The sequence below is a fragment of the Micromonospora parva genome (assembly GCF_000718515.1).
Classification (GTDB): Bacteria; Actinomycetota; Actinomycetes; order Mycobacteriales; family Micromonosporaceae; genus Micromonospora; species Micromonospora parva.
In genome coordinates, this window is sequence record NZ_JNZS01000009.1 from 46560 (window position 1) to 59767 (window position 13208).

Genomic DNA, 13208 nt, shown 5'->3' on the forward strand with positions numbered 1-13208 from the left:
ACAACGCCACCCACCGATGTGCACACCGCACTGCTTGACAATCGCGTACGGCCGGCGAGACTGCCGGGGTGGCCAAGCAACTCCCGGACGTGGGGTCAGGCGCTGCGGTGCCGCCGCCCCGGCGGTCCCGGATCGTGCTGGCCGAGATCACCCGGCAGGACACCCGCGCCGAGCGGACCCGCACCGAACTGGCCCAGCAGACCCAGGTCGGCGAGGCGCTGGTCCGCGGCCTGGTCCGGGCCCAACTCGCGTTGGCGCTGCGGCTGTCCCTGGTGGTGGCCATCGGGTTGGGCGGGCTGCCCTGGCTGTTCGCGATCGCGCCCTCGCTCGGCCGGACCACCGTGGCCGGCGTCAACCTGCCCTGGCTGCTGCTCGGGGTGGCCTCCTTCCCGTTCCTGATCGCCGTGGGCTGGGCATACGTGCGGCTGGCCGAACGCAACGAGCAGGACTTCACCGACCTGGTGCAACGGCCGGAGCGCTGAGTGGGCAACGACTTCGTGGTCCCGGCCATCGTCGCGGTCACCCTGGTCACCGTCGGGATCGGCTTCTACGGGCTGCGGTTGGCCCGGACCACGTCCGACTTCCTGGTGGCGTCCCGGGCGATCAGTCCGACGTGGAACGCCGCCGCCATCGGCGGGGAGTACCTGTCGGCGGCGAGCTTCCTGGGCATCGCCGGGCTGGTCCTCAAGTACGGCGTGGACGTGCTCTGGTACCCGGTCGGGTTCGCCGCCGGCTATCTGGCTCTGCTGCTGTTCGTGGCCGCGCCGCTGCGCCGCTCCGGCGCGTTCACCCTGCCCGACTTCTGCGAGCTGCGGCTGGGCTCACGTCGACTCCGCATCCTGGCCACCGCCTTCGTGATCTTCATCGGTTGGCTGTACCTGGTGCCGCAGCTCCAGGGCGCCGGGCTGACCCTGGCCACGGTGGCCGGCTCCCCGTACCCCCTCGGAGCCCTGCTGGTGGCCGCCGTGGTCACCGCGAACGTGGCGCTGGGCGGGATGCGCGCGATCACCTTCGTGCAGGCGTTCCAGTACTGGCTCAAGCTGACCGCACTCGCCGTACCGGTGATCTTCCTGGCGCTCCAGTGGCAGGCCGACGGCCGCCCGGCGGTGACCCCACCCGACGGGCCGACGTTCCGGGCCGCGACCACCGTCGTGGTCGAGCACCGGGCGACCCTCACCCTGCCCGACGGCGACATCCGGGAGGTACGCCCCGGCGACGAGCTGACCTTCGCCGCCGGTGACCCGGTGCCGGCGGTGTCCGGGGCGGCCACCGACGCCAACGACTGGTTGCTGCCCAGCGCCGCCGGTGCCGACGACCGGGGCCTGTTCGCCACGTACTCGCTGATCCTGGCCACCTTCCTGGGCACCATGGGCCTGCCGCACGTGCTGGTGCGCTTCTACACCAACCCGGACGGCGCGGCGGCCCGCCGGACCACCCTGGTCGTGCTGGCCCTGGTCGGCGTCTTCTACCTGCTGCCCACCCTGTACGGGGTCCTCGGCCGGATCTACACCCCGCAACTGCTGCTCAGCGGCCAGACCGACGCGGTGGTGGTGCTGCTACCCGGCGCGGCCCTGGGTGACGGGCTGGTCGGGCGGCTGCTCGCCGCGCTGGTCGCCGCGGGCGCGTTCGCGGCGTTCCTCTCCACCTCGTCCGGGCTGCTGACCAGCGTCGCCGGGGTGATCTCGACGGACGTGCTCGGTCGGGGCTCGGTACGCGGTTTCCGGCTCGCCACCGTCATCGCCGGCGGTGTGCCGGCGGTGCTGGCACTGCACGTCTCCGGGCTGGACGTGTCGCAGGTCGTCGGGCTGGCCTTCGCGGTCGCCGCGTCGAGCTTCTGCCCGCTGCTGGTGCTCGGCATCTGGTGGCGCGGGCTGACCGACGTGGGCGCCGCCGCGGGTGTGGTGGTCGGCGGCGGCGCGGCGATCGGCGCGGTGCTGGTCACCGTGCTCGGCCCGCCGCTGTCCGGTTGGCCGGCCACGCTGATCGCACAGCCGGCCGCCTGGACGGTGCCACTGGCCTTCACCGTGATGGTCGCCGTGTCGATGGCGACCCGCAGGCGGGCCCCGGCCGACATCGCCGCCACCATGCTCCGCCTGCACACCCCGGAAGCCCTCCGGATGCAGTAAGCGCCAGGACCGCGCCGATCTTGCACTTCCGGTTGTTGATAAAGGTGGTTATGTACCTTGTGTCGGGACAGGAAACGCAAGATCGCGATGTGGTCCGCCTCAGGGAGGATCGCGGGTCCGGCCGGCGGCGGAGGGCGTGACTGGCGATGGGCGGATAACGTCGGCGCATGACTGTTGAGCACCCCGCGCTCGCACTGCGTGGCCTGGCCAAGCGGTTCGACGGCACGATCGCGGTGGCCGGCGTCGACCTGGACGTCCCCGCCGGCTCCTTCTACGGCCTGCTCGGCCCGAACGGCGCCGGCAAGACCACCACCCTGTCGATGGCGGTCGGGCTGCTGCGTCCGGATGCCGGCTCGGCCTGGGTGCTCGGCCACGACGTCTGGCAGGACCCGGTGACCGCCAAGCGGTTGCTCGGCGTGATGCCCGACGGGGTCCGGCTGTTCGACCGGCTGACCGGGGCGGAGCTGCTGGCGTACAACGGCTTGTTGCGGGGGATGGACCCGGCGGTTGTCGACCAGCGGGCAGCCGAGCTGCTGGACGTGCTGGCGCTCGGCGACGCCGGTCGGACCCTGGTGGTGGACTACTCGGCGGGCATGAAGAAGAAGATCGGCCTGGCCTGCGCGCTGCTGCACGGCCCCCGGGTGCTGGTGTTGGACGAGCCGTTCGAGGCGGTCGACCCGGTCTCCGCGGCGCTGATCCGGGACATCCTCACCCGCTACGCGGCCGGTGGCGGCACTGTCGTGTTCTCCAGTCACGTGATGGAGGTCGTCGAGCGGCTCTGCTCGCACGTGGCGATCCTCGCCAGCGGCACCATCAAGCGGGTCGGGACGATCGACGAGGTCCGTGGCGACCGCTCGTTGGAGCAGGTCTTCGTCGAGGTGGTCGGCGGGCGCACCGCGACCGGCGAGGAGTTGTCGTGGCTCTCCCGGTGAGCGCTGACGCCACCCCCGCCGCGCCGGCACGGCCGGTCTCCGCCCGCCACTTCGTGCGGCTGAAGCTGCGGGTGATGGCCAACAACTTTCGGGGCCAGGGCTGGCGGATCGCCATGTTCATCGGCGGCGCGTTGCTCGGGCTCTGGTTCGCCGCCAGCGGCTTCTTCCTTTTCGCCGCGCCCGGCCTGACCGACAACGGCCGGTACGCGGTGCTGGTCGCGGCGGCCGGCGGCGGGCTGCTGGTGCTCGGTTGGCTGCTGCTGCCACTCGTCTTCTTCGGCGTGGACGAGACACTCGACCCGGCCCGGTTCGCGCTGCTGCCACTGCCCCGGCGCACGTTGGTGACCGGCCTGTTCGTGGCGGCCCTGATCAGCGTCCCGGTGGTGGCGGTGCTGGTCGCGGCGTCCGGGCTGGTGTTGACCGCCTGGTCGCTGGGTGGCTGGTCGGCGGGGGTGGTCGCCGTCGTGGGGGTGCTCGCCGGTTTGCTGCTCTGTGTGGCCGCCAGCCGGGCGGTGACCAGCGCCTTCGCCACCATGCTGCGGTCCCGACGGGTCCGCGACCTGGCGGCCGTGCTGTTGGCGGTGGTCGCCGCGTTGCTCGGCCCGTTGCAGATCTTCGGCCTCGCCGCGCTGCGTGAGGCGGACTGGGATCGGCTGGCAGGTGTGGCGACGGTGATCGGTTGGACGCCGCTGGGCGCGCCGTGGACCGCCGGCATCGACGTGGCCCAGGGGCGGGTGTGGGCGGCACCGGTCAAGTTGCTGATCACGGTGGTGGCGCTCGTCGCCCTGCTGGCCTGGTGGTCCCGTTCGCTGGAGTCGGCGATGGTGGGTGCGGCGAGCGCCGGTAAGGCCCCGGCACGACGAGGGGTCGACGGTGGCGCGGTCGCCCAGCTGTTTCCCCGGGTCGCCGGTTGGGCCCGCCGGGACCGGTTCGGTGCCCTGGTTGCCCGGGAGGCCCGTTACTGGTGGCGGGACGCTCGCCGCCGGGCCAACCTGATCACCATCGCGGTGGTCGGCATCTTCGTGCCAGTGATGATCAACGTTACCGGCGGGGACTTCGCGGCCGTCGGCGACGAGGGCTTCACCGCGGCTGCCAGTGACAGCTCACCGGTCGTGGTGACCATCTCGATGGTCTTCGTGGGGGTGCTCGCGGCCGTCACCCTGGCCAACCAGTTCGGTTTCGACGGCAGCGCGTACGCCGCGAACGTGGTGGCCGGGGTGCCCGGCCGGGTCGAGCTGCGAGCCCGGATCACGGCCTTCTCGCTGTACGTCCTGCCGATGTTGACGGTCGTCGCGGTGGTGCTGTCGTTGCTGCTCGGTGAACCGGGTTGGATCGGGCTGACCGCCGGTGCCCTGGTCGCCACCTACGGCGTCGGGCTGGCGGTGAACTGCCTGGTCTCGGTGCTCGGGGCGTACTCGCTGCCGGAGACGAGCAACCCGTTCGCGATGAACAGCGGCGCGGGCCTGACGAAGGGGCTGCTCACTCTGCTGGCCATGCTCGCCTCGGCGGTCGCCGCGGTGCCGATGGTGGTGGCCGCCGCGCTGCTCGGTGACGCCTGGCTCTGGCTGGCCCTACCGGTCGGCGCCGGTTACGGGCTGGGTGCGGCGCTGCTGGGCGCGTACCTGGCCGGCGACGTGCTGGACCGCCGGATGCCGGAACTGCTCGCCACCGTCACCCCGCGCCGTTAACCGGCGCGGCGGCCCGGGGTTTGGGCGGCGTCGGCGACGAAGCCGCGCCAGGCACCCGGGGCGAAGGCGAGGATCGGGCCGGAACGGTCCTTGCTGTCCCGGACCAGCACGATGCCGGGCAAATTGTCGGCCACCTCGACGCAGGCACCGCCCGTGTCGCCGGACCTGGTCGACGTCCGCCAGCGGGGTTGAGCAACGGTCATGGCGTCACCTTCAGCTTCCGGATCAGATCCAGCGAGGCGCTTGTAGAGAGTGCTTCGCCGAGCAGGCTATCCCATTTCCGACCAATCAGACGGACGACGTCCGGGTCGTCGATGACGTGCCCACGAGCGACATCCTCAACGTAGGTGACCCGTTCCCCGTCGGGCAGTTCAGCGAGCAGAAAGCCGCCGGTCAGCCCGACGTGAGCACCGGCGCCGAGTGGCACGACGTGCAGCCTGACGCTGGGCATGACGGCGAGTTCCATCAGCCGACCGAGCTGAGCGTCCAGTACCGCCGGCCCGCCGACCGGGCGGCGTAGAGCCGTCTCGTCGAGGACGAAGACGCACTGCGGCGACTCCGCCCGCTGCCACAACTGCTGTCGTTCCATCCGGACCGTGACCAGCTCGTCCACCACCTTGGTGGGATTCAGTCCACCAGCGGAAATGACCGCGCGGGCGTAGTCCTCGGTTTGCAGGAGCCCCGGAATCAGGCACGGCTCGAACTCGCAGAGCCTGATCGCCTGCTCCTCATGATTGCGCCATGGAACGAACCACGTCGGCAGCCGCTGGCGATCGGCAGCACGCAACAGTTCGGCGAGGAGGCCGCCGGTGGCTAGGGCCTCGTCGGCGGCGACCGCGAACTCCATTGTCGGTCGACGTCGGCCGGTCTCGATGGCCGCCACTGTGGATGGACTCCACTTGGTAAGGCTCGCCAGAGCTTCCTGGGACACCTCGGCACCGGCTCGGGCGGCCTTCAACGCCCGCACCCACATTTCGACGTTCATCCTTACCTCTCCGGTAAGTACGTGACTGCGTTGCGTAGTAATCCCTGGCATCCTCCCCTGCCCGCGCCTTTCCGTCCAGGGTGGAGAGCACGCGGCCCGGCCGGTGGAGGCGACGTCCCGGCGACTGGGTCCTGCGTTCGGGCCGCCCCGGTCATCCCCCCGATCGGGGCGGCCCTCGTCGACCGGGAGGAGATGAGCCATGTTCCGATTCATCCGGGGCAGGAACGAAGCGCGGTGGTCGTACCGGAAAAAGAAGGTTGCGGCACCGGCGGCCGTGCCGGGCGCGACCGGCTCGGAGCGCTCGGCAGGCCCGCCGGATCGAGCACCCGCATGGGCGAACGGGCCGACGGTCGCCTTGCCGCGACCAGGCCGGGCCGGCTGGCTGACCCCGGCGCAGACCTGGCGGGCGAACGGTGGTCGCTGGTGAATCCCGCAGTCCGGCAGCCGGATCGGGCTTCAGACGGCGCAAGCGACCGGACGGAGCATCGCCGCAGGGATTGGTGTGCCATTGCGAGCGTGATGTCCCTGAGGCATCAATATGACTCAGCGGCATCACGGTCATTCGGGCATCGCCCTCCGGCGAGCGGGGCGCGCCGGAGCCGGGCGACTCCACCGCCCCGGACGGCCGGAGAGCCGAGGTGAGCAGGCCGCACCTGCCGATGCGGCCGCTCTGGCGGTGTCGCGGCTGCGGGGCGCCCTGGCCGTGCCAGCCGGCGCGGCTGGCGCTGCTCGCCGAGTACCGGCACGACCGGGTGGGGCTGCTGGTCTACCTGGGTGCCCTGATGACGGAGGCCGGCGCTCAGCTCACCCGGCTCCACGGGCGACCCGCCGACCTGCACGAGCGCTTCCTTGGTTGGGCGCGGGGCCGGGGCGGCACAATGTTTCACGTGAATCATGAGCCGGGTGCCGAGATCCACCACACCGATCCGTTCGCGGTGCCGACCGGGCAACGGTCGCCGGTACGCCGGCTGCGTGGTCGGCTCGCCGCACCGGTGACCCTCTGGACGGCGCCCGGTCCGGCCGGGCTGACCGTCTCGTCGACCCTGGTGGCCGAGGGGGAACCGGACCGACTGCTCGGGTTGATCGACCCGGAGTCCGACCTCTGGGCGGCCGTCGAGGAGTCGGGTCGGTTCGCGGTCACGCCGCTCGGCCCGCCGCACCGGCAGCTCGCCGACCGGTTCGCCGGCCTCTTTCCGGCTCCGGGCGGGCTGTTCGCCACCGGCGACTGGGTCGAGACGTCGTACGGGCCGGTCCCGGCGGACGGCGGCGGCTGGGCCGGGTGCCGGCTGGACACCGCACGGGAGTACGGCTGGGGCCTGCTGGTCGAGGCCACGATCGAGGCCGTCGAGCTGGCCGAGGAGTCCGTCCCGCTGCTGCACTACCGCGGTCGCTACCACGAGTTGCCGACCTGACCGGGGCGTCTCGTCCGGGCCCGACCGATCACCGCAGTGACCTGAGTCACTTGGCGCAGCCAGCCAACCGCTCGGCGCACTCGCCGACCGTCGTCGATCTCAGCCTTCCCTGCCGGGGAGTGCGCTCTTTACGGTGCGCGAAACTCCTCTGACGCCTGTGAAGGTGGTGATCCACAGATGTCCACGGACACACCCGCTCCGGCTGCTTCCGAGTCGGACAAGTACCTGGCCGTACAACGGTCGGACGAGTTCGCCGGGCTGCGGCGTGCGCTGCGCGGCTTCGTCTTCCCGATGACCGTCGCGTTCTTCCTGTGGTATGCGCTCTACGTCATTCTCTCCGCGTACGCCCGGGACTTCATGGGCACGAAGCTGTTCGGCAGCAACATCAACGTCGCGCTGGTCTTCGGCCTGCTCCAGTTCGTCTCCACGTTCCTGATCGCCTGGCTCTACTCCCGGTACGCGGACCGGAAGATCGACCCCATCGCGGACCGGATCCGCGCCGAGATCGGGGAGGTGACCCATGAGCACGGTCCACGCGGTTGAGACGTTCCTCGCGGCTGAGGCGGGCAACCACACCGCCCGCAACCTGACCATCACGCTCTTCCTGGTCTTCGTGGCGGTGACCCTGGGCATCACCATCTGGGCCAGCCGGCAGACCAAGACGGCGACCGACTTCTACGCGGGTGGCCGGTCCTTCTCCGGTTTCCAGAACGGCATGGCGATCGGCGGCGACTACATGTCGGCCGCCTCGTTCCTCGGCATCGCCGGCATCATCGCGCTGTACGGCTACGACGGCTTCCTGTACTCGATCGGCTTCCTGGTCGCCTGGCTGGTGGCCCTGCTGCTGGTGGCGGAGCTGCTGCGGAACTCGGGCCGGTACACGATGGCGGACGTGCTGGCGTTCCGGATGCGTCAGCGTCCGGTGCGTACGGCGGCGGCGGTCTCCACCATCACGGTGTCGATCTTCTACCTGCTCGCCCAGATGGTGGGTGCCGGCGCGCTGGTCGCGCTGCTGCTCGGCATCCGGCCGGGGACGACCTTCCTCGGCATGGACGCGGACACCGCGAAGGTGGCCACCATCATCATGGTCGGCGCTCTGATGATCATTTATGTCACGGTGGGTGGCATGAAGGGCACCACCTACGTGCAGATCGTCAAGGCGTTCCTGCTCATGGGCGGTGCGCTGCTGATGACCATCCTGGTGCTGGCCAAGTTCAACTTCAACCTGTCGGCGCTGCTGGGCCAGGCGGCCGAGGCATCCGGCAAGGGCAGCGCGTTCCTCGAACCCGGGCTGCGGTACGGCGTGGAAGTCGCCGGCAACTCGACGCAGACCTTCTACAACAAGGTTGACCTGCTGTCCCTGGGCATCGCCCTGGTGCTCGGCACCGCCGGCCTGCCGCACATCCTGATCCGCTTCTACACGGTGCCGACCGCCAAGGCGGCCCGCAAGAGCGTGCTCTGGGCGATCGGCATCATCGGCACCTTCTACCTGCTCACCCTGGCCCTCGGCTTCGGTGCGGCGGCGCTGGTCGGCAGCCAGGCGATCACGGCGCAGGACAAGGCCGGCAACACCGCGGCGCCGCAGTTGGCCGAAGCGCTCGGCATCGACTTCTTCGGCGGCGAACTGGGCGGGGCAGCCCTGCTGGCGATCATCGCGGCGGTCGCCTTCGCCACCATCCTCGCGGTGGTCGCCGGGTTGACGCTGGCCTCGTCGTCCAGCCTGGCGCACGACTTCTACGCCAACGTGCTGAAGAAGGGTGAGGCGTCGGAGCGGCAGGAGGTGCGGGTCGCCCGGATCTCCGCCCTGGTGATCGGCGCGGTGTCCATCCTGTTGTCGATCTACGCGCAGAACCTCAACGTGGCGTTCCTGGTGGCGTTGGCCTTCGCCGTCGCCGCCTCGGGCAACCTGCCGGCGATCCTCTACAGCCTCTTCTGGCGGCGGTTCAACACCTCCGGCGCGGTGTGGGCGATCTACGGCGGGCTGCTCTCGGCGGTGCTGCTGGTGTTCTTCTCGCCGGTGGTCTCCGGTGCGGCGACGTCGATGTTCCCGGACCACGACTGGCAGTGGTTCCCGCTGTCCAACCCGGGCATCCTCTCCATCCCGTTCGGTTTCCTCTGCGGGTGGATCGGCACTGTCATCTCCAAGGAACACGACGAGGACAAGTACGCCGAACTGGAGGTGCGCGCCCTCACCGGTGCTGGCGCGCACTGACAGCGGTACCCGACAGGGGGTCCCCTGTTGACGCACGACGTCAACAGGGGACCCCCTGCACCAATTCGACGGTCGGTAGGCTGAGCGGTATGAAGGTTGCTGAGCGCTTTGGTTCCGGTCACCGCGTCCTCGTCACCGGCGGAGCGGGCTTCGTCCCGTCGCACCTGGTAGACGCCCTGATCGCCCGAGGTTGCACAGTGGTGGCGCTGGACAATTTCGTGACCGGCTCCAAGGAGAACGTCGCCCACCTGCTGGACCGGCCGACCTTCACCCTCGTCGAGGCCGACATCTCCGAGGGTCTGCCGACCCACCACCCCGCGCTGGCCGAGCGGTTCGACGCGATCCTGCACATGGCCTCCCCGGCCAGTCCCACCGACTTCGCCCAGCTGCCGGTGGAGATCCTCCGGGTCGGCTCGGTCGGCACCCTGCACCTGCTGGAGCGCGCGGTCGCCGACGGCGCCCGGTTCCTGATGGCCTCCACCTCCGAGGCGTACGGGGACCCGAAGGAGCACCCGCAGCGCGAGACCTACTGGGGCAACGTCAACCCGATCGGGGTCCGCAGCGTCTACGACGAGGCCAAGCGCTTCTCCGAGGCCGCGACGATGGCGTACCACCGCTACCGCGGGCTCGACGCGGCGATCGTCCGGATCTTCAACACGTACGGCCCGCGGATGCGCCCGGACGACGGCCGCGCCATCCCCACCTTCATCTCGCAGGCGCTGCGCGGCGAGCCGATCACCGTGCACGGCACCGGCAACCAGACCCGGTCCATCTGCTTCGTCGAGGACCTGGTGCGCGGCATCCTGCTGCTGCTCGACTCGACCGAGACGGGCCCGGTCAACTGCGGCACCGAGCACGAGCTGACCATGCGACAACTCGCCGAGTTGATCGTGTCGCTCTCCGACAGCAGCTCGAAGGTGACCTATGTCACCCGGGGCTCGGACGACCCGGAGATGCGCCGGCCGGACCTCACGCTCGCTCGTGAACTGCTCGGATACGAGCCGTCGATCGCGCCCGAAGATGGCCTGCGACGCACCATCGAGTACTTCCGGACGCGGCTCGGCTGAGCGGATCCGCGCGTACCGGCCGTCGCTGAGTGTCGCCTGAAGGCGGTAGTGGCTCCGGCTACGTACCCTGAGTTACATGTCCGCGACCTCGTCTGCCGGCGTCCCGCATCCGTACCTGCACCGCAGCGCCGGGCGCGCGTCGGTGCCCGGCCCCGACCGGAGCGCCTCCGGGCGTGCCCGCCCGAGCGAGGCGCGCTTCTACCCGTCGCACGACGAGGAGCAGCTGCGGCCCGGCGGCCCGAACGGGCCCACCGGGCCTGGGGGCCCGGGTGGCGCCGGTGGGCCGGGACGGCGTGGCCCGCGACCGCGCTGGGGGCGGATCGCCCTGGTGGCGGGGGTCGCGGTGCTGGTGCTGGCGCTGCTCGGCAGCGTCGGCGCCTGGCTGTACGCCCGCAACCTCAACAGTGACCTGGCCCGCACCGACCCGTTCGCGGAGATCACCGGCGGTCGACCCGCCAAGACCGTCGATGGCGCGCTCAACATCCTGCTGGTCGGCAGCGACTCGCGGGATCCGGACGCACCGGTCGACACCAAGAGTCAGTGGCGCGCCGACACGATCATCGTCATGCACATCCCGGCCGACCACCAGGAGGCCTACCTGGTCTCCATCCCCCGGGACCTGTACGTGCCGATCCCGGAGAGCGCCGGAGCGGACTGCGGCTCCGGTTCACGCGCGAAGATCAACGCTGCGTTCGCGTTCGGTGGGCTGCCGCTGGCGGTACGCACCGTGGAGTGCTTCACCGATGTTCGGATCGACCACGTGATGGCGATCGACTTCGGCGGTTTCAAGGAGGTCACCGATGCCCTCGGCGGGGTGGACCTGAAGGTGGAACGCACCATCACGTCGATCCACAAGCCGTACCGGACGTTCACCAAGGGCACCAACCACATGGACGGCGCGGAGGCGCTGGACTGGATCCGGCAGCGCAAGCAGTTCCCGGACGGGGACTTCGCCCGGATGCGGCACCAGCAGGAGTTCCTTCGGGCGCTGATGGACAAGGCGGCCAGCACCGGCACGCTGGCGAACCCGAAGAAGCTCAACGACTTCCTCAAGTCGGTGACCGCGGCCGTAACCGTCGACCAGTCTTTCTCGGTTACAGACATGGCGCTGCAGTTCCGTAACCTGCGCGGCCAGAACCTCACCTTTGTGACCAGCCCGAACTCGGGCAGCGACACCATCAACGGCGAGTCGGTGGTGGTGTCGGACCGGGAGAAGGCGCTCGCGATGTACCAGGCCATGTCCGCGGACAAGATGGCCGACTGGGTCAAGGCCAACCCGCCGAAGAGCAACGACGGCGGCTGACGCCAACCCGAGGGGCACCAGCCGTTCGGGTCATCGAACAGCGACGATCGTCTGAGTCTGCGAAATTCGACGTCCGGATTGACCCGGGATGAACTCGCCAAGTCGATTTGATGTACGTACAGTGGTGCCGCCCCCTCCTGATCACGAGCTGGAGCACGCATGCCGGTTCAGGCCAGTCGTCGCCCTTCTTCCCCCGGGTCCGCCGCCCCCAGCGGTCGAATCGCTGCGGCCATACCCGCACAGTCGCGCCCCGGTGGTGGCGGGCCGGGCTCGCGCCCTCCGGGCGGCGGCGGTGACGGTGGTGACGACCGCCCGGGTGGCGGTGGGTCGAAGAAGCGGACCAAGCGCAAGGACCCGCTCTGGGCCAAGCTGACAGTCGTCTTCGGTGCCGTGTTGATGCTCAGCAGCGGCGTGGCCATCGTCGGCAGCAAGGCGCTGATCGGGCAGGCGACGGGCGGCATCGCGAAGGGCAACCTGCTGGGTGAGGCGGGCAAGTCCGACGCCGAGGGCGGGGCGAGCCTGGACGGCCCGATCGACATGCTGCTGCTGGGCGTGGACGCACGCGAGCGCTGGGCCGCCGACGACGTCCGCTCGGACAGCATCATCATCCTGCACATTCCGGCCACGCACGACCAGGCGTACCTGATCTCGATCCCCCGGGACACCGAGGCGCAGATCCCGGCGTTCGAAAAGAGCGGCTACGGCGGCGGCTCCGGGAAGATCAATGCCGCGTTCCAGGCCGGCGCCGCGAACGGTGGCGGCTGGGAGGGTGGCGCCCAGCTGATGGCCCAGACGATCAAGCGGCTCACCGGGATCAGCTTCGACGGCGCGGCGATCATCAACTTCGGTGGCTTCAAGAACGTCATCGACGCCCTGGGCACGGTGCGGATCTGCGTCACCCAGGAGGTCAAGTCGCTGCACATGTCGTACGTCGACGGCAAGCCGATGTGGAACGCGGACGCCAAGAAGACCGGCAAGCAGCGGACCCCGGTGGTGCACAAGAAGGGCTGCCAGGAGATGGAGGGTTGGGCCGCGCTCGACTACTCCCGCCAGCGCAAGACCCTCAAGAACGGCGACTACGACCGGCAGGCGAACCAGCAGCAGCTGATCAAGGCGATGGCCAAGAAGGCCACCGAGGGTGGGATGCTGACCAACCCGGCCAAGATGAATAACCTGATCAAGGCGGCGGGCAAGGCGTTCGTGCTGGACACCGGCGGCGTGCCGATCGAGGACTTCATCTTCACCATGCGCGGGGTCACCGGCAACGAGCTGACCATGCTCAAGACCAACAACGGCACGTTCAACGCCAACGGCAACAACACCGAGGGCTTGAACGAAGAGACGATGGCCATGTTCCGGGCGGTCAAGCAGGACAAACTCGCCGAGTTCGTCTTCACCCACCCCGAGGTGATCTCCACCCGCAAGTGACGCCGGTAGTCGCGGAAAAGCAGCGACGACCCCGTCACCGCCCGTAGCCTGACGT

12 protein-coding genes are annotated in these 13208 nt (G+C 70.0%); 10 read left to right on the forward strand and 2 right to left on the reverse strand.

Annotation, left to right across the window (positions count from 1 at the left end):
- The first annotated feature begins 68 nt into the window (after nt 1-68).
- The 4 genes from IF22_RS0113105 to IF22_RS0113120 all read left to right on the forward strand — a co-directional run bounded on the left by IF22_RS0113105 (nt 69) and on the right by IF22_RS0113120 (nt 4746).
- Nucleotides 69-482, forward strand: a complete 414-nt coding sequence (locus tag IF22_RS0113105) for a DUF485 domain-containing protein (protein WP_245233621.1) — start codon at nt 69-71, stop codon at nt 480-482.
- The gene (locus tag IF22_RS0113110) at nt 483-2126 is read left to right on the forward strand and encodes a sodium/solute symporter (protein ID WP_030331672.1); all 1644 of its coding nucleotides are present in this window, start codon (nt 483-485) and stop codon (nt 2124-2126) included.
- A gap of 167 nt (nt 2127-2293) precedes the next feature.
- The gene (locus IF22_RS0113115) at nt 2294-3058 is read left to right on the forward strand and encodes an ABC transporter ATP-binding protein (RefSeq protein ID WP_030331674.1); all 765 of its coding nucleotides are present in this window, start codon (nt 2294-2296) and stop codon (nt 3056-3058) included.
- Complete coding sequence (locus IF22_RS0113120; protein ID WP_030331675.1) at nt 3055-4746, forward strand: hypothetical protein; 1692 nt, start codon at nt 3055-3057, stop codon at nt 4744-4746. Before IF22_RS0113115 ends, IF22_RS0113120 begins: the two co-directional genes overlap by 4 nt.
- Here the strand turns inward: IF22_RS0113120 and IF22_RS0113125 are convergent.
- Together IF22_RS0113125 and IF22_RS0113130 are read right to left on the reverse strand one after the other, a co-directional pair.
- Complete coding sequence (locus tag IF22_RS0113125) at nt 4743-4949, reverse strand: DUF397 domain-containing protein (RefSeq protein WP_030331677.1); 207 nt, start codon at nt 4947-4949, stop codon at nt 4743-4745. The two genes, IF22_RS0113120 and IF22_RS0113125, sit on opposite strands and share 4 nt — an antisense overlap.
- Nucleotides 4946-5731, reverse strand: coding sequence for a helix-turn-helix domain-containing protein (locus IF22_RS0113130; protein WP_030331679.1), 786 nt, complete (start codon nt 5729-5731; stop codon nt 4946-4948). Before IF22_RS0113130 ends, IF22_RS0113125 begins: the two co-directional genes overlap by 4 nt.
- A 659-nt stretch (nt 5732-6390) precedes the next feature.
- On the opposite strand from IF22_RS0113130, the gene IF22_RS0113135 reads away from it, so the two are divergent.
- The 6 genes from IF22_RS0113135 (at nt 6391) to IF22_RS0113160 (ending at nt 13153) form a co-directional block, all read left to right on the forward strand.
- Nucleotides 6391-7143 (forward strand): flavin reductase family protein, encoded by a 753-nt coding sequence (locus IF22_RS0113135; protein WP_030331681.1) that lies wholly within the window; start codon nt 6391-6393, stop codon nt 7141-7143.
- 177 nt (nt 7144-7320) lie between these two features.
- Nucleotides 7321-7686, forward strand: coding sequence for a DUF485 domain-containing protein (locus IF22_RS0113140; protein WP_030331682.1), 366 nt, complete (start codon nt 7321-7323; stop codon nt 7684-7686).
- Nucleotides 7664-9355: a solute symporter family protein gene (locus tag IF22_RS0113145; RefSeq protein WP_030331684.1), complete on the forward strand. Its 1692-nt coding sequence runs from the start codon at nt 7664-7666 to the stop codon at nt 9353-9355. The genes IF22_RS0113140 and IF22_RS0113145 overlap by 23 nt, the downstream gene beginning before the upstream one ends.
- Nucleotides 9356-9444: 89 nt before the next feature.
- A complete protein-coding gene (locus IF22_RS0113150; RefSeq protein ID WP_030331686.1) occupies nt 9445-10422 on the forward strand; it encodes an NAD-dependent epimerase/dehydratase family protein in 978 nt (325 codons plus the stop codon).
- 76 nt (nt 10423-10498) lie between these two features.
- A complete protein-coding gene (locus tag IF22_RS0113155) occupies nt 10499-11725 on the forward strand; it encodes an LCP family protein (protein WP_030331688.1) in 1227 nt (408 codons plus the stop codon).
- A 159-nt stretch (nt 11726-11884) separates the two neighbouring features.
- Nucleotides 11885-13153, forward strand: a complete 1269-nt coding sequence (locus IF22_RS0113160) for an LCP family protein (protein ID WP_030331689.1) — start codon at nt 11885-11887, stop codon at nt 13151-13153.
- Nucleotides 13154-13208 lie beyond the last annotated feature (55 nt).

Excerpts from the sequence above, each read along its gene's own strand:
- IF22_RS0113115 (WP_030331674.1), top strand. The coding sequence starts at position 2,294 with ATGACTGTTGAGCACCCCGCGCTCGCACTGCGTGGCCTGGCCAAGCGG.
- IF22_RS0113125 (WP_030331677.1), bottom strand. The coding sequence starts at position 4,949 with ATGACCGTTGCTCAACCCCGCTGGCGGACGTCGACCAGGTCCGGCGAC.
- IF22_RS0113130 (WP_030331679.1), bottom strand. The coding sequence starts at position 5,731 with ATGAACGTCGAAATGTGGGTGCGGGCGTTGAAGGCCGCCCGAGCCGGT.
- IF22_RS0113135 (WP_030331681.1), top strand. The coding sequence starts at position 6,391 with ATGCGGCCGCTCTGGCGGTGTCGCGGCTGCGGGGCGCCCTGGCCGTGC.
- IF22_RS0113140 (WP_030331682.1), top strand. The coding sequence starts at position 7,321 with ATGTCCACGGACACACCCGCTCCGGCTGCTTCCGAGTCGGACAAGTAC.
- IF22_RS0113145 (WP_030331684.1), top strand. The coding sequence starts at position 7,664 with ATGAGCACGGTCCACGCGGTTGAGACGTTCCTCGCGGCTGAGGCGGGC.
- IF22_RS0113150 (WP_030331686.1), top strand. The coding sequence starts at position 9,445 with ATGAAGGTTGCTGAGCGCTTTGGTTCCGGTCACCGCGTCCTCGTCACC.
- IF22_RS0113155 (WP_030331688.1), top strand. The coding sequence starts at position 10,499 with ATGTCCGCGACCTCGTCTGCCGGCGTCCCGCATCCGTACCTGCACCGC.
- IF22_RS0113160 (WP_030331689.1), top strand. The coding sequence starts at position 11,885 with ATGCCGGTTCAGGCCAGTCGTCGCCCTTCTTCCCCCGGGTCCGCCGCC.